The following is a 21,979-nucleotide window of genomic DNA, read 5'->3' on the forward strand; positions in this document are numbered from 1 at the left end:
TCCCGCGCTTAGCCAACGACCAGATTCAGCAGTTTACCAGGTACGTAGATCACTTTACGTACGGTAACGCCCTCAAGGTATTTCGCGACCAGATGCTCCTGGCTTGCGCGCTCGCGAACCTGTTCTTCGGTTGCGTCGACCGCGACGGTAATTTTACCGCGCACTTTACCGTTAACCTGCACCACCACCAGCGTGGTGTTTTCCACCATAGCGGATTCATCCGCCACTGGCCACGGCGCGTTGTCGATATCGCCTTCGCCTTTCAGCTCCTGCCACAGGGTGAAGCTAACGTGCGGCGTGAACGGGTTAAGCATGCGAACGACCGCCAGCAGCGCTTCACGCATTAAGGCGCGATCCTGCTCGCCGTCCTGCGGGGCTTTCGCCAGCTTGTTCATCAGTTCCATAATAGCCGCAATTGCGGTATTGAAGGTCTGACGACGACCAATATCATCGGTGACTTTCGCAATGGTTTTATGAACATCACGACGCAGCGCCTGCTGATCTTCGCTCAGTGCAGCCACGTTCAGCGCTGGCGCATCACCCTGAGAGGTGTGCTCGTACACCAGTTTCCAGACGCGTTTCAGGAAGCGGTTTGCCCCTTCAACTCCGGATTCCTGCCATTCCAGCGTCATATCTGCCGGGGAGGCGAACATCATGAACAGACGCACGGTGTCAGCGCCGTAACGCTCAACCATTACCTGCGGGTCGATACCGTTATTTTTCGACTTGGACATCTTGCTCATGCCGGTATACACCAGTTCATGACCTTCGGCGTCTTTCGCCTTCACGATACGGCCTTTCTCGTCGCGCTCCACAATCGCATCAACCGGAGAAACCCAGTTACGCTCGCCGTTCGCGCCAACGTAGTAGAACGCATCTGCCAGCACCATACCCTGACACAGCAGCTGTTTTGCCGGCTCGTCGGAGTTGACGAGGCCTGCGTCACGCATCAGTTTGTGGAAGAAGCGGAAGTAGAGCAGGTGCATGATGGCGTGTTCAATGCCACCGATGTAGATGTCTACCGGCAGCCAGTAGTTTGCTGCATCGGAATCCAGCATGCCTTCTTTGTACTGCGGGCAGGTGTAGCGCGCATAGTACCAGGAGGATTCCATAAAGGTGTCGAAGGTGTCGGTTTCACGCAGCGCTGGCTGACCGTTGACGGTGGTTTTCGCCCACTCAGGATCGGCTTTGATCGGGCTGGTGATGCCGTCCATGACCACGTCTTCCGGCAGGATCACCGGCAGCTGATCTTCCGGCGTTGGCATCACGGTGCCATCTTCCAGAGTCACCATTGGGATTGGCGCACCCCAGTAACGCTGACGGGAAACGCCCCAGTCGCGCAGACGGTAGTTCACTTTACGCTCGCCCACGCCCAGGGAGGCCAGCTTGTCGGCGATGGCGTTGAAGCCTTCTTCGAAGCTCAGGCCGCTGAACTCACCGGAGTTAAACAGGGTGCCTTTTTCAGTCAGCGCTTGCTCAGAGAGATCGGGCTCAGAGCCGTCAGCGGCAAGAATAACAGGCTTGATGGTCAGGCCGTATTTGGTGGCAAATTCGTAGTCGCGCTGGTCGTGACCCGGCACGGCCATCACTGCGCCTGTGCCGTATTCCATCAGTACGAAGTTGGCTGCCCAGACAGGGATCGCTTCGCCCGTCAGCGGGTGAATGGCTTTAAAGCCGGTATCAACGCCTTTTTTCTCCATCGTCGCCATGTCGGCTTCGGCCACTTTAGTATTGCGGCATTCGTCGATGAAGGTCGCCAGTTCCGGATTGTTTTCTGCCGCTTTCTGCGCCAGCGGGTGACCTGCGGCCACGGCCAGGTAGGTCGCGCCCATGAAGGTGTCCGGACGGGTGGTATAGACGGTCAGGGTCTGGTCGTAGTTCTCAACGTTGAAGGTAATTTCCACACCTTCGGAACGGCCGATCCAGTTGCGCTGCATGGTCTTAACGGTATCTGGCCAGTGGTCCAGATTATCCAGATCGTTCAGCAGTTCGTCAGCGTAGGCGGTGATTTTGATAAACCACTGCGGGATCTCTTTACGCTCTACTTTGGTGTCGCAGCGCCAGCAGCAGCCGTCGATAACCTGTTCGTTCGCGAGAACGGTCTGGTCATTCGGGCACCAGTTAACGGCAGAGGTCTTCTTGTACACCAGGCCTTTTTTATACAGCTCGGTAAAGAATTTCTGCTCCCAGCGGTAGTATTCCGGGGTACAGGTTGCCAGCTCGCGACTCCAGTCATAGCCAAAGCCCAGCATTTTCAGCTGGTTTTTCATGTACGCAATGTTGTCGTACGTCCACGGAGCCGGTGCCGTGTTGTTTTTCACCGCCGCGCCTTCAGCAGGCAGGCCGAACGCATCCCAGCCGATAGGCTGAAGAACGTTTTTGCCCAGCATACGCTGGTAGCGCGCAATCACGTCTCCGATGGTGTAGTTACGCACGTGGCCCATGTGTAGTCGACCAGAAGGATAGGGAAGCATCGACAGGCAGTAATACTTCTCTTTGCTCTCGTCTTCGGTTACTTCAAAGGTGCGCTTCTCGTCCCAGTGTTGCTGGACTTTTGATTCTATCTCTTCCGGGCGGTATTGCTCTTGCATGGCAGCCAGTGGTCCTGTGTTCAATACAGCTACAAATGTAGCCAATGGATGTGGTAATTCAGATCCGCATAGCATAGCCCAAACGCCCGCGTCAAAACAGCCTTTCACGCAAATGCACTTTGCAGGAATTTACCGGGTCTGTGCTTCACCTGACAAAGCGGCGGCGAAATAAGGTCTATTATTAGAGACAGTTACTTACCCGGGAGGCAAAATGATGAACAAGGTTGCTCAATTTTACCGTGAACTGGTAGCGACTCTGACGGAACGGCTGCGTAACGGCGAGCGTGATATCGACGCGCTGGTCGAACAGGCACGCGCACGCGTGACGCAAACGGGTGAGTTAACGCGAACCGAAGTGGAAGAGGTGACGCGCGCCGTGCGCCGTGACCTGGAGGAGTTCGCGCGAAGCTATGAAGAGAGCCAGGACGAGATCGCCGACAGCGTTTTTATGCGGGTCATCAAAGAGAGCCTGTGGCAGGAGCTGGCGGATATTACCGATAAAACTCAGCTGGAATGGCGTGAGGTGTTTCAGGATTTAAACCACCACGGTGTCTATCACAGCGGCGAAGTAGTGGGGTTGGGGAACCTGGTGTGTGAGAAGTGCCACCACCATATCGCCGTTTATACGCCGGAGGTGCTGTCGCTGTGTCCGAAGTGCGGGCACGACCAGTTCCAGCGTCGGCCATTTGAGCCGTAGGTAAAAGCAAAACTGTTTGCACCCTCTCCCTGTGGGAGAGGGGCGGGGTGAGGGCATCAGGCCGCAGAATAATAAGGCAGCCGCTCCGCCAGCAAATCCACAAACGCTTCCCGATCGATATCCACCATTACCGTGGTATTCGGCTTGTTTCCCGTCAGCGAGTAATAGTCCACCACCGTCATTCCCTGGGTATATTTCCCCTGTGTTTCCACACCAACCCAACGCTCGACCGTGGTAAACATTTCCGGCTTCAGCAGCCAGGCGATGGTGCATGGGTCATGCAGCGGGGCGCCGTGGAAGCCCCACTTCTCGGCTTTGTGATACTCCATAAAGAAGTCGAGCAGCTCGGCCACGGTCGTTGCAACCGGGTTGCCCACGGCGCGGAAGCGTTCAATATCGTCTGTCATAATCTGTGCCCGATGCGTCACGTCCAGCCCCGCCATCACAATCGGCAGGCCCGACTGGAAGACGATTTCCGCGGCTTCCGGGTCAACGAAGATGTTGAACTCTGCTGCTGGCGTCCAGTTCCCCAGCCCCATTGCCCCGCCCATGATGACGATACGGGCGATGTTGCTGTGCAGTTCAGGATGGCTGTTCAGCAGCAGCGCAACGTTGGTCTGCGGGCCGGTCGCCACCAGCGTCACGGGCTCTGCGCTCTCACGCAGCACCTTCGCCATGAGCTCGACGGCAGTGCAGTTTTGCGGTGCGAAATTCGGCTCCGGTAGCGCCGGGCCATCCAGCCCACTCTCACCGTGAACATTATCCGCAATGATCAGCTCGCGCATCAGTGGCTTAACGGCGCCACCTGCGACCGGAATATCGGTGCGTTTCAGCAGCGTCAACATGCGCAACACGTTTCGCAAGGTTTTATCCGGCGTCTGGTTCCCGGCGGAGGAGGTGACAGCTTTTACGTCCAGTTCAGGGGAAGCAAGAGCAAGGACGAGTGCGATCGCGTCATCATGACCCGGATCGCAGTCGAGAATAATTGGCTGTGCCATAGCGTTCTCCATTCTCAGCATTATTTGTGACAAGGTTAACGCTGCGATGTGACGCCGAATAGAAAAAGAGATCTAAAGCGTGAAGCAGTGCGCAATCCGCAGATTGCGCACTAAAAAGATTAATGCAGGATTTTGGCGAGGAAGTCTTTTGCACGTTCAGATTTAGGATTTGCGAAGAACTCTTCTTTTGGTGAGTCTTCAACAATTTTCCCTTCATCCATGAAGATCACGCGGTTGGCCACTTTACGGGCGAAGCCCATTTCGTGCGTCACCACCATCATGGTCATCCCTTCGTGCGCCAGCTCCACCATGACGTCCAGCACTTCGTTGATCATCTCAGGGTCGAGCGCGGACGTCGGCTCATCAAACAGCATTGCCACCGGATCCATGCACAGCGCACGCGCGATTGCCACACGCTGCTGTTGGCCGCCCGAAAGCTGGGCCGGGAACTTATTCGCATGCGCAGACAGCCCGACGCGTTCCAGCAGCTTCAGCCCCTTTTCGCGCGCCGCTTTTTTGTCGCGCTTCAGCACTTTGACCTGCGCCAGCGTCAGGTTCTCAATGATGGACAGGTGAGGGAACAGCTCAAAATGCTGGAACACCATCCCTACGTGAGAGCGAAGCTGGGCAAGGTTGGTTTTGCGGTCATTTACTTTGGTACCGTTAACGACAATCTCGCCCTGCTGGACAGGTTCCAGCCCATTAACGGTTTTGATAAGCGTCGACTTACCGGAACCGGACGGGCCGCATACCACCACCACATCGCCTTTTTTCACTTCCGTTGAGCAGTCGGTCAGCACCTGAAAGTGCCCATACCATTTAGAAACATTTTTCAGGGAAATCATTATACCGTCCTTTTCTTCAGCCAGCTGACCAACAGCGATGCGCTTAAACTAATCACAAAATAGACCCCGCCCGCGAAGAGGATCATCTCAACCTGCGTTCCGTCACGTTCGCCAATGGTGGAGGCGGTACGGAAGAAGTCTGCCAGACTCAGCACGTAGACCAGGGAGGTATCCTGGAACAGGACGATGCCCTGCGTCAGCAGCAGCGGAACCATGGCGCGAAACGCCTGCGGCAAAATAATGAGCTTCATGGACTGCCAGTGCGTCATACCGAGCGCCAGCGCAGCGCTGGACTGCCCGCGAGAGATACTCTGAATACCTGCGCGGATGATCTCTGAGTAGTAGGCGGCTTCAAACATGGAAAACGCCACCATGGCAGAGATCAGGCGGATATCGGTCTTTGGCGACAGTCCCAGTACGTTCTGTAAAAAGCCGGGAACAATCAGATAAAACCACAGCAGCACCATGACCAGTGGAATGGAGCGGAATACGTTAACGTAAGCCGTGGCAAACCAGGCGAGCGGCTTAAAGCTCGACAGGCGCATCACTGCCAGCAGGGTGCCCCAGACAATACCGACGATAATGGCGATAACGGTGATCTTTAAGGTGATTGCCAGTCCATCCAGCAGATAGGGCATGGAGGGAACAATGGAACTCCAGTCAAAATCGTACATTTATTTGCCCCCCAGATTGCCCGGCAGGCGTACTTTGCGTTCAACCAGGTTCATCACCAGCATGATGAAAGCGTTAATCAGAACATAGGCGAGCGTGATCGCCGTGAAGGATTCCCAGGCGTGAGCGGAGTAATCCAGCAGTTTGCCCGCCTGTGCCGCCATATCCACCAGACCGATGGTTGAGGCGATAGCCGAGTTTTTTACCAGGTTCATCATCTCGGACGTCATCGGCGGAACGATGACGCGGTAAGCGTTAGGCAGCAGTACGTAACGGTAGGCCTGGGGCAGAGTCAGGCCCATTGCCAGTGCCGCATTCTTTTGCCCGCGCGGCAGTGACTGTATGGCGGCACGTACCTGCTCGCAGACGCGCGCAGCGGTGAACAGCCCCAGACACAGCATAGAGGAGACAAAAAATTGTACGTTAGGATCCAGCTCGGCCTTAAACCACATGCCGAGATCTTCCGGCAGCAGTTCCGGGATCACCAGATACCAGGTAAAGAACTGCACGATCAGCGGAACGTTACGGAACAGTTCCACATAGAGCGTGCCAATCGAAGAGAGAAAACGGTTAGGGACGGTACGCAGAATACCGAACAGCGAACCGACAAGAAACGCGATAATCCACGCCGTTATCGATAACGCAACGGTAACCTGAAAGCCGCTCCACAGCCAGCCGAGATAGGTGGTGTTGCCGAACGGGGCTTGTTGCAGAAAGATGCCCCAGTTCCAGTCAATTGACATAGTAAACTCCAGAAAAAAAAGGGTAGCAGCGCTACCCTCGAAGATTGGTGAGAAGCTCAATTTTTGCGCTGAGTGGGGAACGACCACTCAACGTATAGTCTGTCCATGCTTCCCGACAATCGAGAGGGCAGGAGATCCCGCCCCTGTCGTTCTAATTAGTTAAGAGCTTTGTCGTTTGGTGATTTGAACAGCGCTTTCATGTCGTCAGACAGTTCAAAGTTCATGTTCAGGTTTTTTGGTGGAATTGGGTTCTTGAACCATTTGTCGAACCATTTTGCCGCTTCGCCGGAGGTTTGCGCCTGAGCGATGGTGTCATCGATCAGTTTCTTGAAGTCCTCGTCACCTTTACGCAGCATACAGCCGTAGGCTTCTTTCGACTGGGCGGTACCGACGATTTCCCAGTTGTCTGGTTTCTTCGCTTTCGCGCGTTCGCCCGCCAGCAGGGCGTCATCCATCATAAACGCGACAGCACGGCCGCTTTCCAGGGTACGGAAGGAGTCGCCATGGTCTTTCGCGCTGATGATGCGCATGTCCATTTTCTTCTCGTCGTTCAGCTTGTGCAGCAGCACTTCGGACGTGGTACCGGAGGTCACGACAACCGCTTTGCCTTTCAGGTCAGCAAAATCTTTGATGTCGCCGCCTTTCTTCGTCAGCAGGCGGGTGCCCACAACGAAGATGGTGTCCGAGAAAGCGGCCTGTTTCTGACGTTCAAGGTTGTTGGTGGTTGAGCCACATTCAAAATCAAATGTGCCGTTTTGCAGCAGAGGAATACGGTTCTGTGAAGTGATGGGGATCAGCTTCACTTGCAGGTCAGGTTTGTTCAGCTTTTTCTTCACGGCTTCAACGATGGCGTTGGAGTAATCCTGTGAATAGCCCACGACTTTTTGCGTGTTGTCGTAGTAAGAGAACGGGACAGAAGATTCACGGTGGCCGACCACGATCACGCCGTTTTTGGCAATCTTGTCGAGAGTGCTTCCTGCTGCCGGAGCGTCTTCAGCGTGGACAACCCCCGCAGACATTCCCATAACCAGCATTGCTGTGGCCAGTTTACGTAATTGCATACCCAACTCCTTTCTTATCAGCGCCAGTGACGCATAGATACCCATTGTGATGTTGTTATATCTCGCGCAATGCGAGTGCAGTGTTATGCAAGCTTGTTAACATTTAGTCTGGCTTAATGTAAAGATTTTGCTGCGTTATTGTTTATTTTTGCGAAGCGCGCCGCACCATTCAGAGGCAATAATCCCTCGTTGCACCGTTTCGGTGCTACCGATGATCTACGCTTGTGCGACAAAGTTGCACGTTAAGCCAGACAGCGTTGATATGAATAAACAAAGCAACAGGCGTGCCAGAATTGAAGTTTGGGAGGAAATTGTCGGGTGGGGGCGGCGGAGAGTAGGCCGGGTAAGGCGTAGCCGCCACCCGGCAACAGAAGGTAAGGTTATTTACGACGCTGACGCAGGCTCATCAGTACTGCGCCAAAGCCGAAGAGCAAGGTCAAAATCCACAGCGGCCAGTTCCCGGTGCGCGCGTAAGGCGTAAGCCCGGTAGTTGGCGTGACGTTAGTAGTCAGCACCTCACGGGTAAATTGCGGGATCATGGCCTGGATTTCACCCTGCGGACCAATCACGGCGGTAATGCCGTTATTGGTGCTGCGCAGCAACGGACGTGCCAGCTCCAGAGAACGCATTCGCGCCATCTGGAAGTGCTGCCACGGGCCAATCGATTTACCGAACCACGCATCGTTTGAGATGGTCAGCAGATAGTCGGTGTCCGGGCGGAAATTATCGCGCACCTGCTCGCCGAGGATAATCTCGTAGCAAATGGCGGCCGTCAGGGCAAAACCGTGCGCATGCAGCTGCGGCTGAACGTAAGGGCCCCGGCTGAATGAGGACATCGGCAAATCAAAGAACGGTGCCAGTGGGCGCAAAATAGACTCCAGCGGAACAAATTCGCCAAACGGTACAAGGTGGTTTTTGTTGTAGCGATTGGTGGAGGTATAGCTGTATTCGCTGTCCTTACCGAGCGTAATGATCGTGTTGTACGTGTCATAGCGGTTCTGCTGATTGAGACGCGCATCCACAATTCCGGTGATCAGCGTACTGCCGCGCGCGCGCAGCAGATCGTCCATCATCTTCAGGAAGGGCTGCTGATTGATCTCCAGGTCCGGGATCGCAGACTCAGGCCAGATGATGAGCTGCGATTTGCCCATCACCTTTTCAGTGGCGTTGGCGTAGATTTTCAGCGTGTTCAGCAGCTGATTCTCATCCCATTTCAGGGACTGCGGGATATCGCCCTGTACCAGAGAAACCTGCGTGGCGCGCGCGGGCTCCAGCGTAAACCACTGGATATAACGCAGCGGGAAGGGCAGGGCAAACAGGATCAACGCGGCAACCAGCGGCTTCCAGTTACGTGTCACCAGAGCCAGCACCAGAAGGCCGCTGACCGCCATGAGCAGGAAGTTGATCGCCTCCACGCCCATGACCGGGGCCAGGCCTTTCAGCGGGCCGTCTACCTGGCTATAGCCGAACTGCAACCACGGGAAGCCGGTCAGTACCCAGCCGCGCAGAAATTCGGTGATTTGCCAGACAACGGGTGCCGCTATCGCCACGCGCAGCCAGGTCGTTTTTGGCCACAGGCGAGACAGGATGCCCGCGAACAGGCCGGTGTAGAGTGAGAGATAGGCGGCGAGCAGCACAACCAGGAAGACGTTAACCGGCCCCGGCATTCCGCCAAATTGCGCGATACTGACGTAGACCCAGTTGATACCAGAGCCGAACAGCCCCAGCCCCCAGAAGTAGCCAATGGCCGCGGCCTGTACCGGACGACGGTTCAGGGTAAGACCCTGTAGCCCCATCAGGGAGAGAATAGCGGCCGGCCAGATATCGTAAGGAGAAAAAGCCAGCGTACCGCTGGCTCCGAGTAACAGCGCCAGCAGCAAACGGACGCGCTGGCGTTCAAAGAGTGGGGCAAATGCCATTTACATTAATCTTCCAGTTTTGGCACCGGTGAGTCGTCCGGCATTCTGACGTGAACCTGAATAATACGTCGGCTGTCAGCCATTGCGACCTTGAACTGGTAACCATCGATGTCAACGGTTTCACCGCGGGCCGGAAGATGGCCGAAGGCCTGCATCACCAGACCACCAATGGTGTCCACTTCTTCATCGCTGAAGCTGGTGCCAAAGGTATCGTTGAAGTCTTCAATGGAGGCCAGCGCGCGCACGGTCCAGGTGTGGCGGCTCAGCTGACGGAAGTCGATATCCTCTTCTTCGTCATACTCATCTTCGATTTCGCCCACGATCAGCTCAAGGATATCTTCGATTGTGACCAGACCGGAAACGCCACCAAATTCATCAATAACAATCGCCATGTGATAGCGCTGGGAGCGAAACTCCTTCAGCATCCGATCCACACGTTTACTTTCCGGCACAACCACGGCCGGGCGTAACACCTTTTCCATACTGAAGGCTTCGGCATCGCTGCGCATAAACGGCAGCAGATCTTTCGCCATCAAAATCCCTTCAATGTGATCTTTGTCTTCGCTGATGACCGGGAAACGTGAGTGAGCCGATTCGATAATCACATCGAGGCACTCGTCCAGCGTCTGGTTGCGTTTCAGGGTAATCATCTGCGAGCGGGGGATCATGATGTCGCGGACGCGCTGGTCGGCGATGTCCATCACCCCTTCGAGCATTTCGCGTGTATCTTCGTCGATAAGGTCGTTCTGCCCGGAATCACGAATCAGCTCCAGCAGTTCATCACGGTTTTTCGGTTCGCCGTGGAAAAGCTGGTTCAGAATGAGGGAGAAAAATCCCTTTTTAGTGGTTGTCGTGTCGCTACTGTGTGAATTGTCGTCGCTCATGGCGTTTGTTAAGGGTTCTCTTGTTAGTTCAATGTTAACCGCCGCGCTATGTCCCTGCGCGGCGGCATGGTAGTCAGTGACTGACTATTCTTTCTCGGCAATGTACGGATCCTCATAGCCCAGAGCAAGCATTATCTCTGTCTCGAGGGATTCCATCTCTTCCGCTTCGTCATCTTCAATATGGTCGTAACCCAGAAGATGCAGGCTACCGTGCACCACCATGTGTGCCCAGTGCGCTTCCAGCGGCTTTTGCTGCTCTTTGGCTTCCTGCTCAACCACCTGACGGCAGATGATCAGATCGCCCAGCAGCGGCATCTCAATGCCCGGAGGGGCTTCGAACGGGAAAGAGAGCACGTTGGTCGGCTTATCTTTCCCGCGGTAGGTCAGGTTGAGCTCATGGCTTTCTGCTTCATCCACCAGGCGAATCGTGACCTCTGATTCTTCCTGAAACTGGGGGATAACGGCATCCAGCCATTTCTGAAACTGTGCCTCTTCTGGCATGTCGGAATTATCTTCACAGGCCAGCTGTAAATCGAGGATCACCTGACTCATTTCTGTTCATGCTCCTGCGCTTCGCGCTTACGTTCTGCGGCCAGTTCGGCCCTGCGCTTCTGATCTGCCTCTTCCCAGGCCTCATAAGCGTTAACGATACGCGCGACGACCGGATGGCGTACCACGTCTTCACTGTGGAAGAAGTTAAAGCTGATTTCCTCTACCTCGGCCAGGACTTCGATGGCGTGACGCAGACCCGATTTGGTGTTACGCGGCAGGTCAATCTGGGTGACGTCACCGGTGATAACCGCTTTCGAGTTAAAGCCAATACGCGTCAGGAACATCTTCATCTGTTCGATGGTGGTGTTCTGGCTCTCATCCAGAATGATGAACGCGTCGTTAAGCGTACGGCCACGCATGTAGGCCAGCGGAGCAACTTCAATCACGTTACGCTCGATGAGCTTTTCAACTTTCTCGAAGCCGAGCATTTCGAACAGCGCGTCATACAGCGGACGCAGGTAGGGATCTACTTTCTGACTCAAATCACCCGGCAAGAAGCCCAGTTTTTCACCGGCTTCAACAGCAGGGCGGGTCAGCAGGATACGGCGGATCTCCTGACGCTCGAGCGCATCAACCGCAGCGGCAACCGCCAGATAGGTTTTACCCGTACCCGCCGGGCCTACACCGAAGGTGATGTCGTGGTCGAGAATGTTGGCGATGTACTGCGCCTGGTTCGGGGTACGAGGCTTAATCACGCCGCGTTTAGTTTTGATGTTGATGGCTTTGCCATAGTCCGGCACGCTCTCCGCGCTCTGCTCAAGCACGCGCGCCTCTTTAATGGCCAGGTGGATCTGTTCAGGTTCAATATCCTGGATCTCACCGCGCATCGGGGCGGTATCAACATACAGGCTGCGGAGAATATCCGCCGCGGCGTTGACGCAGATTGGGCGTCCGGTGAGTTTGAAATGGTTATCGCGACGATTGATTTCGATACCCAGACGTCGCTCAAGTTGTTTGATGTTGTCATCAAACGGCCCGCACAGGCTCAGCAGGCGAGCGTTGTCTGCTGGCTCAAGGCTAATTTCACGCGTATCTATGTTCAAACTGTTCCTCTTTGAGTAGTTAACTGACTCGCCGCCACACGGCGTAATAAAACGGTCATTACCGAAATTATTCACGCCACACAATAAAGGCGCAAGCGTTGCGGTAGATATTGGGGGTGATGAGAGGAAATACAAGGCCTGCCGGACAGGCAGGCCAGAAGGATCAAGGCTGGTAAATACCCACGCCAGAGTCGTTGACTTTGCGGGTGCGAGAGATAACGGATTCCGGAGTCTGTGCAATTCGCAGACCCATTTCGTCCTCAGTGCGTACCACCTTCCCGCGCAGCGAGTTCGTGAGTACTTCGACAATCTCGACGTCCACAAACTTACCGATCATGTCCGGGGTGCCTTCAAAATTCACCACGCGGTTATTTTCGGTTCGACCAGACAGTTCCATGACGCTCTTACGGGAGGTGCCTTCCACCAGAATACGCTGGACAGTACCGAGCATACGACGACTCCAGGCGTTGGCCTGCTGGTTGATACGCTCCTGTAGAATATACAGACGCTGCTTTTTCTCTTCTTCCGGCACATCGTCAACCATATCGGCCGCAGGGGTGCCCGGGCGCGCAGAGAAGATAAAGCTGTAGCTGACGTCGAAATTCACCTCGCCGATGAGCTTCATGGTGCGCTCAAAGTCATCAGCGGTTTCGCCAGGGAAGCCGACGATAAAGTCGGAGCTAATCTGGATATCCGGGCGCGCTTCACGCAGCTTGCGGATGGTGGACTTATACTCGAGCACCGTATGTGGACGACCCATCAGGTTCAGCACGCGATCAGAACCGCACTGGATCGGCAGGTGCAGGAAGCTCACCAGCTCTGGCGTATCGCGATAGACGTCAATAATGTCGTCGGTAAATTCCATCGGATGGCTGGTGGTAAAGCGAATGCGGTCGATGCCGTCAATCGCCGCCACCAGACGTAGCAGTTCAGCAAAGCTGCCGGTGGTACCGTCGTAGTTTTCCCCGCGCCAGGCGTTCACGTTCTGACCCAGCAGGTTCACTTCACGAACGCCCTGCGCGGCAAGCTGCGCGATTTCAAACAGGATATCGTCTGCCGGGCGGCTCACTTCTTCACCGCGGGTGTAAGGCACCACGCAGTAAGTACAGTATTTGTTGCAGCCTTCCATGATGGAGACGAAGGCGGTCGGGCCATCAGCGCGCGGCTCTGGCAGACGGTCAAATTTCTCGATCTCCGGGAAGCTCACGTCAACCACCGGGCTACGGCTGCCGCGAACCTGATTAATCATCTCTGGCAGGCGGTGCAGGGTCTGAGGGCCAAAAACGATATCCACATAGGGGGCTCTCTGGCGGATCAGCTTACCTTCCTGCGATGCGACGCAGCCACCCACGCCAATAATCAGGTCCGGATTTTTCCGTTTGAGAAGCTTCCAGCGGCCTAACACATGAAAAACTTTTTCCTGTGCTTTTTCACGAATTGAACAGGTGTTCAGCAGCAGCACATCGGCTTCTTTCGCATTTTCAGTCAGCTGGTATCCGTGGGTGGTATCCAGCAGATCGGCCATCTTCGATGAATCGTATTCGTTCATCTGACAGCCCCAGGTTTTTATATGGAGTTTTTTAGTCATCGACTTGCTCAGCTCAGGATTGCAAGCCGCGTATTGTAATGCTTTGGTGCGGTTGTGACCAGTATGAAGGTTGTCAACCTCAGGGCCGCAAAAATCCGGTAAACTTAAGGTATTCTTCAATAAGGAATAGTGACCATGACACTCCTGAACACCGAAGTTGCCGTTGTTGGCGGCGGTATGGTCGGCGGCGCACTGGCGCTGGGGCTGGCGCAGCAGGGATTTGACGTAACCGTTATTGAACAGGCGGCTCCGCCGGCATTCGATCCTGCCAGCCAACCGGACGTGCGTATTTCCGCCATCAGCGCGGCCTCTGTTGATCTGCTTCGCGGGCTGGGCGTCTGGGAGGCGGTGCTGGCGATGCGCGCGCACCCATACAGCCGTCTTGAAACCTGGGAGTGGGAAAATGCTCACGTGTCGTTTGATGCCGCCGAGCTGAAACTGCCGCGCCTGGGCTATATGGTGGAAAACAACGTGCTCCAGCAGGCACTCTGGCAGGCGCTGGAGGCGCACCCGAAGGTGACGCTGCGCGTTCCGGACTCGCTGAAAGCCCTGCATCGTCATGATGGCGGGTATCTCCTGACGCTGGACAACGACGATGAGCTGGCCGTGAAGCTGGTGGTGGGGGCGGATGGCGCGAACTCGCAGGTCAGGCAGATGGCAGGCATTGGGATCCATGCCTGGCAGTACCAGCAGTCCTGCATGCTGATCACCGTTCAGTCAGAAAACGCGCCGGGCGAAAGCACCTGGCAGCATTTTACGCCGAACGGCCCGCATGCATTCTTACCGCTGTTTGATAACTGGGCCTCGCTGGTGTGGTACGACAAACCGGCGCGCATTCGACAGTTGCAGGGGCTGTCCATGGATCAGTTGCAGCGCGAAATTCGCCAGCACTTCCCGAGTCGTCTGGGTAACGTGACCCCGGTTGCCGCCGGCGCATTCCCGCTGATGCGACGCCATGCGTTACAGTATGCCCGTGAAGGACTGGTGCTGGTGGGGGACGCGGCGCACACCATTCATCCGCTGGCGGGGCAGGGGGTGAATCTGGGATACCGTGACGTCGATGCGTTACTGGATGTGCTGGGTAACGCTCGCGCCCACGCGGAAGCCTGGGCCAGCCATCAGGTACTGAAGCGCTACCAGACGCGCCGTATGGCGGATAACTTCATTATGCAGTCGGGGATGGATCTGTTCTATGCCGGGTTCAGCAATGATGTTGGTCCGGTGCGTATAGTGCGCAATATTGGATTGATGGCGGCGGAGCGTGCCGGTGGTCTGAAGCGTCAGGCCCTGAAATATGCCCTCGGACTCTGATCTTTATTCCCTCTCCCCGTGGGAGAGGGTTAGGGTGAGGGCATCAGGCCGCACTATTCTGAGCAACAAAAACAAAAAAGCCCGCAGAGCGGGCTTGTTTGTTTTAAGTGGCTGGGGTGCAGGGATTCGAACCCCGGAATGCTGGTATCAGAAACCAGAGCCTTACCGCTTGGCGACACCCCAATTGCGTTAAACAAACTGCTTAACGACTTTAAAGTGGCTGGGGTACGAGGATTCGAACCTCGGAATGCCGGAATCAGAATCCGGTGCCTTACCGCTTGGCGATACCCCAACAATGTTCAGTTTACCGAATCGTATTCGATAACATAAATATGGTGGCTACGACGGGATTCGAACCTGTGACCCCATCATTATGAGTGATGTGCTCTAACCAACTGAGCTACGTAGCCAGTACTGCAATCTTCGATGGCTGGGGTACCTGGATTCGAACCAGGGAATGCCGGTATCAAAAACCGGTGCCTTACCGCTTGGCGATACCCCAATACCGCGGAGAACCGCATAATCGAAGAAATATGGCTGGGGTACCTGGATTCGAACCAGGGAATGCCGGTATCAAAAACCGGTGCCTTACCGCTTGGCGATACCCCATCCGTGCAACGCTTACCTGGGAATGGTGCGGGAGGCGAGACTTGAACTCGCACACCTTGCGGCGCCAGAACCTAAATCTGGTGCGTCTACCAATTTCGCCACTCCCGCAAAAAAGATGGTGGCTACGACGGGATTCGAACCTGTGACCCCATCATTATGAGTGATGTGCTCTAACCAACTGAGCTACGTAGCCATCTTTTTTTCGCGTTACCTTATCGGCGTTGCGGGGCGCATTATGCGTATAGACCCTTGCAGCGTCAACACCTTTTTCAATGAAAATAGCCGGAATGTGACTGTTTGGTTAGGTTGCGAACAGCGAGGCCGAATATTCGACAATTATTGGTTATTAATCGATTTTATGCGGAGAAAAGAGAGGCAAAAAAATCAGGCCCCGGAGGGCCTGATGATACTCTGAACATTATTTATAGGCAGACTGGTGAACGCCCACCGCGCGTCCTGACGGATCGTTCATCGCTTTGAATGATTCATCCCATTCAATGGCTTTAGCAGAAGAGCAGGCGACCGATGGGCCACCCGGTACGCACTCTGCTGCGCTTGGAACCGGGAACAGCTCCTCAAAGATCTCACGGTACAAATACGCTTCTTTCGAGGCTGGCGTGTTGTACGGGAAACGGAAGCTCGCAGTTTCCAGTTGTTGATCAGAAACCTGTTTCGCCGCCACCTCTTTCAGGGTGTCGATCCAGCTGTAACCCACGCCATCCGAGAACTGCTCTTTCTGACGCCACGCCACGCTCGCCGGCAGGTAGGATTCAAAACATTCTCGCAGGATATGTTTCTCCATTTTGCCGTTGCCGCACATTTTGTCCTGCGGGTTGATGCGCATCGCCACATCAAGGAATTTCTTATCGAGGAACGGCACGCGGGCTTCCACACCCCAGGCGGACATCGCTTTGTTGGCGCGCGCGCAGTCAAACATGTGCAGCGCCTGTAGCTTACGCACCGTTTCTTCATGCAGCTCTTTGGCGTTTGGCGCTTTGTGGAAATAGAGGTAACCGCCAAACACTTCGTCAGAACCCTCGCCGGAGAGCACCATCTTGATGCCCATCGCTTTGATCTTCCGCGACATCAAATACATTGGTGTGGAGGCGCGAATGGTGGTCACATCATAGGTTTCAATGTGATAGATCACATCGCGGATCGCATCCAGACCTTCCTGTACGGTGAAGTGAATTTCATGGTGCACCGTGCCGAGATGATTTGCCACTTCCTGGGCGGCTTTCAGGTCAGGTGCCCCTTCCAGACCCACGGCAAAGGAGTGCAGCTGCGGCCACCAGGCTTCAGAGCGCTCCTGATCTTCCACGCGACGTGCGGCGAATTTCTTGGTGATCGCGGAGATCACGGAGGAGTCCAGACCGCCGGAAAGCAGTACGCCGTAAGGTACGTCTGACATCAGGTGGCTTTTCACTGACTCTTCCAGGGCCTGACGCAGTTCGGCTTTGTCCGTCACGTTGTCTTTCACCGCCTCATAATCAAACCAGTCGCGCTGGTAGTACGGGCGGATCTCGCCGTCTTTACTCCACAGGTAGCTACCTGCCGGGAACTCTTTGATGGTGCGGCACACCGGCACCAGGGCTTTCATCTCTGAGGCAACGTAGAAGTTGCCGTGCTCATCGTGTCCCATGTACAGCGGGATAATACCGATATGGTCGCGGCCAATCAGGTAAGCGTCTTTTTCGCTGTCGTACAGCGCGAAGGCGAACATACCTTGCAGATCGTCGAGGAACTCCGGGCCTTTCTCCTGATACAGCGCCAGGATCACTTCGCAGTCTGAGCCGGTCTGAAACGCGTAGCGATCGCCGTACTCGGCGCGCAGCGCCTGATGGTTGTAAATTTCACCGTTAACAGCCAGCGCGTGCGTTTTTTTCTCGTTATACAGCGGCTGTGCGCCAGCGTTGACATCAACAATGGAGAGACGTTCATGAGCCAGAATCGCTTTATCGCTGGCGTATACGCCTGACCAGTCCGGACCGCGATGGCGCATCAGGCGGGACAATTCGAGTGCTTTTTTACGCAGTTCGCCCGCGTCAGTTTTAATATCCAGTACGCCAAAAATAGAACACATAACCTTCTCCGTTAACCCTGTTGCGTTGTGATGTTGCTTGCTTATGAAAATGCCGTAAAAGGGGGAGGGGGCGCAAGCGTTTTACCGATGAAAACGTAAAAAGTGCAATGGCGATTGCCGAATCTTAAAAAAAGAGTATGTCTTAAGCAATTCTATTGATGATTTCTCAATGAAGGGCTGATTTCGTTAGATGAAGTGATGTTTTCAGACGGCAGAAATGAAAAACCACGCCCTTAGGCGTGGTTCTGAATCAAATAACGTCGATTTCGTCGACAGAAGGGTAAATCCAGCTTGGCCGGAACGGCATCGTATCAATGTCATCAAGCTGTGAAACGCCAGAAAGCACCAGGATGGTTTCAAGCCCCGCCTGGAAGCCAGCCAGAATATCGGTACGCAGGTTGTCGCCCACAATGACGGTTTCTTCTGAGTGTGCCTGCATCGTATTCAGTGCGGCGCGGATGATCCACGGGCTCGGTTTACCGACAACAAACGGCTTACGACCCGAGATTTTTTCGATACCGGCGCAAAGCGCACCGCAGGCGGGATAAAAACCACGACCGTGCGTGTCCGGGTTGGTGGCGATAAAACGCGCACCGTTGGCGACAAAGTAGGCTGCCTTATGCATCATCTCCCAGTTAAAGGAGCGCGTTTCGCCCACGATGACAAAGTCCGGGTTCACGTCGGTGATGGTGAAGCCCGCTTTATACAGCTCGTGGATCAGCGCACCTTCACCAACGACATAGGCTTTTTTGCCTTCCTGACGCTTCAGGAAATCCGCGGTCGCCATCGCAGAGGTATAGAACACGCTGTCCGGGACGTTGACGCCTGCGGTAGCAAAGCGGTTTGCCAGATCCTGACCAGTCTGTGAAGGGTAGTTCGTGAGAAGAACCAGTGGCATTCCTTTGTCGATGATGCGGTGAAGAAACTCCGCAGCACCCGGCACGGCAACGTTGTCGTGCATCAGCACGCCGTCGATATCACAAATTACATTCTTAATGGTCATGGACAATCCGACATCAAAAAAAGAAGGCGTTACTATAAGGTCCGATCAGGATTCCAGCAAATGTTGCAGCAGGATCCCGTTGAGCATGGCACGTTTTACCAGGGCGAATGCGCCAATTGCCGAGCGGTGATCGAGCGTAGATCGCACCACCGGCAAATTCTGGCGAAATGCCTTCAGCGCCTGGGTATTGATGCAGCCTTCAATGGCGGGCAGTAACACTTTTTCGGCTTCAACGATCTCGCCGGCAATCACCACTTTCTGCGGATTAAACAGGTTGATGGCAATGGCGATGGTCTTACCCAGGTGGCGTCCTACCTGTTCGATCACTTCGCAGGCCAGCGCATCGCCTTTGTTTGCCGCTTTGCAGATGGCGCCGATCTTACAATCGTCCAGCGTGACGCGGCTCTGGTAACCCTGCTCCAGCAGATGGCGAACGCGATGTTCAATGGCGGCATTGGCGGCAACGGTTTCAAGACAGCCAAAGTTACCGCAGTGGCAGCGCTCGCCAAGCGGTTCCACCTGGATATGACCAATCTCGCCTACGTTACCGTTACGGCCAATAAAAATGCGGCCATTCGAGATGATGCCCGCACCTGTACCACGGTGAACGCGCACCAGAATAGAGTCTTCGCAGTCCTGGCTCGCACCAAAGTAGTGCTCCGCCAGCGCCAGCGAGCGAATATCGTGACCAACAAAGCAGGTCAGCTTGAAGCGCTTTTCCAGCGCCTCAACCAGCCCCCAGTTCTCTACCTTAATATGCGGCATGTAGCGAATAACGCCGCTTTCCGGGTCAACCAGGCCGGGCAAAATCACCGAGATGGCGATGAGTTCACGGATCTTGCGCTGACAGCTTTCGATGAAATGCGCAATGGTATTCAGCAACGCGTGTTCAAGCGTCTCCTGCGTGCGCTCAGGAAGGGGGTAGTGTTCTTCGGCAATGGCCTTGCTGCTCAGATCGTAGAGCGTAAGCGTGGTGTCATGACGTCCTAAGCGAACGCCAATGGCCTGAAAATTGCGGGTTTCCGTGACGATGGAAATCGCGCGGCGGCCCCCGGTGGAGGCCTGCTGATCGACTTCTTTGATCAGGCCGCGCTCAATGAGCTGACGTGTAATTTTTGTCACGCTGGCGGGAGCAAGCTGGCTTTGTTCGGCTATCTGAATGCGTGAGATTGGCCCGTGCTGGTCAATCAGGCGATAAACCGCCGCGCTGTTAAGTTGTTTAACGAGATCGACATTACCGATTTGAGCTTGTCCGCCTGGTGTCATACTTTTACTTACTCAGTGACGACCTCGTTACCATTAACGATGGTCTTAATAATTTTATAATCGTGTGTGAACGCCGTCAGGTTTGCAACCATACCTGGCGCAATACCGCCGAGCTGTTTATCGACGCCAATGGCGCGCGCCGGATAAAGCGTGGCCATGCGCAGCACTTCCTCAAGCGCGATGCCGCAATGTTCAACGAGGTTACGTACCCCTTCGATCATCGTCAGAGAAGAACCGCTCAGCGTGCCGTTCTCATCCACACACAGTCCATTCCGGTAGTATATTGTTTTACCAGCAAAAATGAACTGGTCAATATTCGCCCCTGCCGGAGCGGTAGCATCCGTCACAAGGCAGAGCTTGTCGCCTTTCAGGCGTTTGGCGTTGCGGATGTTGGTGTAATCGACATGCAAGCCGTCGGCGATAATGCCGCAGTAGACGTCTGGTTCATCCAGAATGGCGCCAACCAGTCCCGGTTCGCGGCCAGTAATATAGGGCATCGCGTTATAAAGGTGTGTGGCAAACGTAATGCCTGCGCGGAAACCGGCCTTCGCCTCTTTCAGCGTCGCGTTCGAATGGCCCGCAGACACCACAATCCCGGCGGCGGCCAGTTTGCTGATAACGTCCGTGCCGGTCATTTCCGGGGCCAGCGTTACTTTGGTGATCACATCGGCATTGGCGCACATGTAATCCACCAGCTCGGCATCCGGTTTGCGCACGTAGTTTGGGTTATGGGTGCCTTTCTTGACCATATTCAGCCATGGTCCTTCCAGGTGCAGGCCCAGCGCCTGATTCGGATGTTTTGCCAGGTATTCGCGCATGACGCGGATACCCTGTTTCATCAGGTCATCGCTGCTGGTGATCAGCGTTGGCAGATAGCTGGTGCAGCCCGATTTCTCGTTGGCTTTTTGCATGATTTCCAGCGTTTCAACCGATACCGCCTCTGCGGTATCGTTAAACTGGACACCGCCGCAGCCGTTAAGCTGTACGTCGATGAAACCGGGGGAGATTACTGCTCCATTGAGGGAACGCTGTTCGATCTCCGGCGGCAGTTCCGCCAGCGGGCAAACACGTTCAATCAGGCCATTGGCGATTACAATCGCATGGTCATCCAGAATTTCATGGCCGGTATAAATCCGACCGTGGGTTAAAGCGTACATATCGACCCCCGGTTAAAAAAAGCGACCGCCTCGGATAAAAGAGGCGGTTATTCAATTACAGACCTTTGATGTTCTCAGCTTCCAGCTCGTTGAAGTATTTCAGCGTTTTCACTTTCAGCTCCATGGTGGACGGTTCGTCACACACGACAACCGCTTTTGGATGCAGCTGTAAGCAGCTGATCGTCCACATATGGTTCACGTTGCCTTCAACGGCAGCCTGAAGCGCTTGCGCTTTCACCGCGCCCAGCACCAGAATCATCACTTCTTCGGCATCCAGCAGCGTGCCCACGCCTACGGTCAGCGCGTATTTAGGCACCTGATTGACGTCGCCGTCAAAGAAGCGGGAGTTAGCCACGCGCGTATCATGGGTCAGCGTTTTAATACGGGTACGGGAAGCCAGTGAAGATGCCGGTTCGTTGAACGCGATATGACCATCGTTGCCTACGCCGCCCATAAACAGGTGGATTTTACCGTAGGAACGGATTTTTTCTTCATACTGACGGCATTCTGCGTCAATATCAGGCGCGTTTCCATTCAGCAGGTTAATGTTTTCAGCCGGAATATCAACGTGATCGAAGAAATTACGGTGCATAAAGCTGTGGTAACTTTCCGGATGTTCCTTCGGCAGGCCGACATATTCGTCCATGTTGAAGGTCACAACGTGTTTAAAGCTAACCTGGCCCGCTTTGTGCATTTCAACCAGAGCTTTATACGCGGTCAGGGGCGTGCCACCGGTTGGAAGACCGAGAACGAAAGGACGATCGGCTGTTGGTTTGAACGCGTTGATGCGGTTAACGATATGACGAGCAGCCCATTTTCCGACTTGTTCAGCTGTTGCCAGGGGAATCAGTCTCATTATTCACCTCTAAAGTTTAAGTAAAAGTGGGCGGATGATTAGTGCAACCTGAACTAAGCGTAACCTGGAACCTTTCAGGCCGGATCAATCCGTCTTGATTT

The 21,979-nt window shown here is 54.7% G+C and carries 18 protein-coding genes and 7 tRNA genes; 2 read left to right on the top strand and 23 right to left on the bottom strand.

Going from position 1 to position 21,979, the window contains the following annotated elements; all coding sequences use genetic code 11:
- Nucleotides 1-8: 8 nt before the first annotated feature.
- Nucleotides 9-2,591 (bottom strand): leucine--tRNA ligase, encoded by a 2,583-nt coding sequence (gene leuS / locus KTH07_RS03760; RefSeq protein ID WP_023303296.1) that lies wholly within the window; start codon nucleotides 2,589-2,591, stop codon nucleotides 9-11.
- A gap of 214 nt (nucleotides 2,592-2,805) precedes the next feature.
- Between leuS and KTH07_RS03765 the strand changes: the two genes are divergently transcribed.
- On the top strand, nucleotides 2,806-3,288 hold the full coding sequence (locus KTH07_RS03765) for a zinc ribbon-containing protein (protein WP_003858689.1): 483 nt from the start codon (nucleotides 2,806-2,808) through the stop codon (nucleotides 3,286-3,288).
- A 56-nt stretch (nucleotides 3,289-3,344) separates the two neighbouring features.
- On the opposite strand, the gene rihA is transcribed toward KTH07_RS03765, so the two are convergent.
- The 10 genes from rihA to miaB all read right to left on the bottom strand — a co-directional run bounded on the left by rihA (nucleotide 3,345) and on the right by miaB (nucleotide 13,593).
- Nucleotides 3,345-4,286 carry a pyrimidine-specific ribonucleoside hydrolase RihA gene (gene rihA, locus KTH07_RS03770; RefSeq protein ID WP_023296115.1) on the bottom strand — a complete coding sequence of 314 codons (942 nt, stop codon included), beginning with the start codon at nucleotides 4,284-4,286 and terminating at the stop codon, nucleotides 3,345-3,347.
- Nucleotides 4,287-4,405: 119 nt separating this feature from the next.
- On the bottom strand, nucleotides 4,406-5,131 hold the full coding sequence (locus KTH07_RS03775; RefSeq protein ID WP_017382465.1) for an amino acid ABC transporter ATP-binding protein: 726 nt from the start codon (nucleotides 5,129-5,131) through the stop codon (nucleotides 4,406-4,408).
- Complete coding sequence (gene gltK / locus KTH07_RS03780) at nucleotides 5,131-5,805, bottom strand: glutamate/aspartate ABC transporter permease GltK (protein WP_003858686.1); 675 nt, start codon at nucleotides 5,803-5,805, stop codon at nucleotides 5,131-5,133. The genes KTH07_RS03775 and gltK overlap by 1 nt, the downstream gene beginning before the upstream one ends.
- Nucleotides 5,806-6,546 (bottom strand): glutamate/aspartate ABC transporter permease GltJ, encoded by a 741-nt coding sequence (gene gltJ, locus KTH07_RS03785; RefSeq protein WP_015571133.1) that lies wholly within the window; start codon nucleotides 6,544-6,546, stop codon nucleotides 5,806-5,808.
- Between the two features lie 155 nt (nucleotides 6,547-6,701).
- Nucleotides 6,702-7,607 carry an amino acid ABC transporter substrate-binding protein gene (locus KTH07_RS03790; protein ID WP_003858681.1) on the bottom strand — a complete coding sequence of 302 codons (906 nt, stop codon included), beginning with the start codon at nucleotides 7,605-7,607 and terminating at the stop codon, nucleotides 6,702-6,704.
- 380 nt (nucleotides 7,608-7,987) lie between these two features.
- Entirely contained in the window at nucleotides 7,988-9,526 is a 1,539-nt protein-coding gene (lnt, locus tag KTH07_RS03795) for an apolipoprotein N-acyltransferase (RefSeq protein WP_017382463.1), read from the bottom strand.
- 5 nt (nucleotides 9,527-9,531) lie between these two features.
- The gene (corC, locus tag KTH07_RS03800; RefSeq protein WP_003858679.1) at nucleotides 9,532-10,410 is read right to left on the bottom strand and encodes a CNNM family magnesium/cobalt transport protein CorC; all 879 of its coding nucleotides are present in this window, start codon (nucleotides 10,408-10,410) and stop codon (nucleotides 9,532-9,534) included.
- A gap of 84 nt (nucleotides 10,411-10,494) precedes the next feature.
- Nucleotides 10,495-10,962 carry an rRNA maturation RNase YbeY gene (ybeY, locus tag KTH07_RS03805; RefSeq protein ID WP_023296118.1) on the bottom strand — a complete coding sequence of 156 codons (468 nt, stop codon included), beginning with the start codon at nucleotides 10,960-10,962 and terminating at the stop codon, nucleotides 10,495-10,497.
- On the bottom strand, nucleotides 10,959-12,005 hold the full coding sequence (locus tag KTH07_RS03810) for a PhoH family protein (protein ID WP_003858674.1): 1,047 nt from the start codon (nucleotides 12,003-12,005) through the stop codon (nucleotides 10,959-10,961). Before KTH07_RS03810 ends, ybeY begins: the two co-directional genes overlap by 4 nt.
- A gap of 163 nt (nucleotides 12,006-12,168) precedes the next feature.
- The gene (miaB, locus tag KTH07_RS03815; protein ID WP_015571130.1) at nucleotides 12,169-13,593 is read right to left on the bottom strand and encodes a tRNA (N6-isopentenyl adenosine(37)-C2)-methylthiotransferase MiaB; all 1,425 of its coding nucleotides are present in this window, start codon (nucleotides 13,591-13,593) and stop codon (nucleotides 12,169-12,171) included.
- A 135-nt stretch (nucleotides 13,594-13,728) separates the two neighbouring features.
- Between miaB and ubiF the strand changes: the two genes are divergently transcribed.
- Nucleotides 13,729-14,904: a 3-demethoxyubiquinol 3-hydroxylase gene (gene ubiF / locus KTH07_RS03820; RefSeq protein WP_015571129.1), complete on the top strand. Its 1,176-nt coding sequence runs from the start codon at nucleotides 13,729-13,731 to the stop codon at nucleotides 14,902-14,904.
- Between the two features lie 108 nt (nucleotides 14,905-15,012).
- Here the strand turns inward: ubiF and KTH07_RS03825 are convergent.
- The 12 genes from KTH07_RS03825 to nagB form a co-directional block, all read right to left on the bottom strand.
- Nucleotides 15,013-15,087: transfer RNA gene (locus KTH07_RS03825), tRNA-Gln, on the bottom strand.
- A 34-nt stretch (nucleotides 15,088-15,121) separates the two neighbouring features.
- Nucleotides 15,122-15,196: transfer RNA gene (locus KTH07_RS03830), tRNA-Gln, on the bottom strand.
- 41 nt (nucleotides 15,197-15,237) lie between these two features.
- Nucleotides 15,238-15,314, bottom strand: a tRNA-Met gene (locus KTH07_RS03835).
- Nucleotides 15,315-15,331: 17 nt separating this feature from the next.
- Nucleotides 15,332-15,406 (bottom strand) — tRNA-Gln (locus KTH07_RS03840).
- A gap of 32 nt (nucleotides 15,407-15,438) precedes the next feature.
- A tRNA-Gln gene (locus KTH07_RS03845) sits at nucleotides 15,439-15,513 on the bottom strand.
- Nucleotides 15,514-15,536: 23 nt separating this feature from the next.
- Nucleotides 15,537-15,621, bottom strand: a tRNA-Leu gene (locus tag KTH07_RS03850).
- An 8-nt stretch (nucleotides 15,622-15,629) separates the two neighbouring features.
- A tRNA-Met gene (locus KTH07_RS03855) sits at nucleotides 15,630-15,706 on the bottom strand.
- 225 nt (nucleotides 15,707-15,931) lie between these two features.
- The gene (asnB, locus tag KTH07_RS03860; protein WP_015571128.1) at nucleotides 15,932-17,596 is read right to left on the bottom strand and encodes an asparagine synthase B; all 1,665 of its coding nucleotides are present in this window, start codon (nucleotides 17,594-17,596) and stop codon (nucleotides 15,932-15,934) included.
- A gap of 250 nt (nucleotides 17,597-17,846) precedes the next feature.
- A complete protein-coding gene (nagD, locus tag KTH07_RS03865) occupies nucleotides 17,847-18,599 on the bottom strand; it encodes a ribonucleotide monophosphatase NagD (protein WP_003858667.1) in 753 nt (250 codons plus the stop codon).
- Between the two features lie 45 nt (nucleotides 18,600-18,644).
- Nucleotides 18,645-19,865, bottom strand: a complete 1,221-nt coding sequence (locus KTH07_RS03870) for an N-acetylglucosamine repressor (RefSeq protein ID WP_006809613.1) — start codon at nucleotides 19,863-19,865, stop codon at nucleotides 18,645-18,647.
- Nucleotides 19,866-19,873: 8 nt separating this feature from the next.
- Nucleotides 19,874-21,022 carry an N-acetylglucosamine-6-phosphate deacetylase gene (gene nagA, locus KTH07_RS03875; RefSeq protein WP_023296119.1) on the bottom strand — a complete coding sequence of 383 codons (1,149 nt, stop codon included), beginning with the start codon at nucleotides 21,020-21,022 and terminating at the stop codon, nucleotides 19,874-19,876.
- A 55-nt stretch (nucleotides 21,023-21,077) separates the two neighbouring features.
- Nucleotides 21,078-21,878: a glucosamine-6-phosphate deaminase gene (gene nagB / locus KTH07_RS03880; RefSeq protein ID WP_003858663.1), complete on the bottom strand. Its 801-nt coding sequence runs from the start codon at nucleotides 21,876-21,878 to the stop codon at nucleotides 21,078-21,080.
- Between the last annotated feature and the right edge of the window lie 101 nt (nucleotides 21,879-21,979).

The sequence above is a fragment of the Enterobacter cloacae complex sp. ECL72 genome (assembly GCF_019056635.1).
In the GTDB taxonomy this organism is placed as follows: Bacteria; Pseudomonadota; Gammaproteobacteria; order Enterobacterales; family Enterobacteriaceae; genus Enterobacter; species Enterobacter hormaechei_C.

Bases quoted from the DNA above. Each gene is read 5' to 3' on its own strand.
- asnB (WP_015571128.1), bottom strand. From the start codon at position 17,596: ATGTGTTCTATTTTTGGCGTACTGGATATTAAAACTGACGCGGGCGAA.
- KTH07_RS03765 (WP_003858689.1), top strand. From the start codon at position 2,806: ATGAACAAGGTTGCTCAATTTTACCGTGAACTGGTAGCGACTCTGACG.
- gltK (WP_003858686.1), bottom strand. From the start codon at position 5,805: ATGTACGATTTTGACTGGAGTTCCATTGTTCCCTCCATGCCCTATCTG.
- KTH07_RS03790 (WP_003858681.1), bottom strand. From the start codon at position 7,607: ATGCAATTACGTAAACTGGCCACAGCAATGCTGGTTATGGGAATGTCT.
- KTH07_RS03775 (WP_017382465.1), bottom strand. From the start codon at position 5,131: ATGATTTCCCTGAAAAATGTTTCTAAATGGTATGGGCACTTTCAGGTG.
- ybeY (WP_023296118.1), bottom strand. From the start codon at position 10,962: ATGAGTCAGGTGATCCTCGATTTACAGCTGGCCTGTGAAGATAATTCC.
- lnt (WP_017382463.1), bottom strand. From the start codon at position 9,526: ATGGCATTTGCCCCACTCTTTGAACGCCAGCGCGTCCGTTTGCTGCTG.
- nagA (WP_023296119.1), bottom strand. From the start codon at position 21,022: ATGTACGCTTTAACCCACGGTCGGATTTATACCGGCCATGAAATTCTG.
- nagB (WP_003858663.1), bottom strand. From the start codon at position 21,878: ATGAGACTGATTCCCCTGGCAACAGCTGAACAAGTCGGAAAATGGGCT.
- corC (WP_003858679.1), bottom strand. From the start codon at position 10,410: ATGAGCGACGACAATTCACACAGTAGCGACACGACAACCACTAAAAAG.
- KTH07_RS03870 (WP_006809613.1), bottom strand. From the start codon at position 19,865: ATGACACCAGGCGGACAAGCTCAAATCGGTAATGTCGATCTCGTTAAA.
- rihA (WP_023296115.1), bottom strand. From the start codon at position 4,286: ATGGCACAGCCAATTATTCTCGACTGCGATCCGGGTCATGATGACGCG.
- leuS (WP_023303296.1), bottom strand. From the start codon at position 2,591: ATGCAAGAGCAATACCGCCCGGAAGAGATAGAATCAAAAGTCCAGCAA.
- ubiF (WP_015571129.1), top strand. From the start codon at position 13,729: ATGACACTCCTGAACACCGAAGTTGCCGTTGTTGGCGGCGGTATGGTC.
- miaB (WP_015571130.1), bottom strand. From the start codon at position 13,593: ATGACTAAAAAACTCCATATAAAAACCTGGGGCTGTCAGATGAACGAA.
- gltJ (WP_015571133.1), bottom strand. From the start codon at position 6,546: ATGTCAATTGACTGGAACTGGGGCATCTTTCTGCAACAAGCCCCGTTC.
- nagD (WP_003858667.1), bottom strand. From the start codon at position 18,599: ATGACCATTAAGAATGTAATTTGTGATATCGACGGCGTGCTGATGCAC.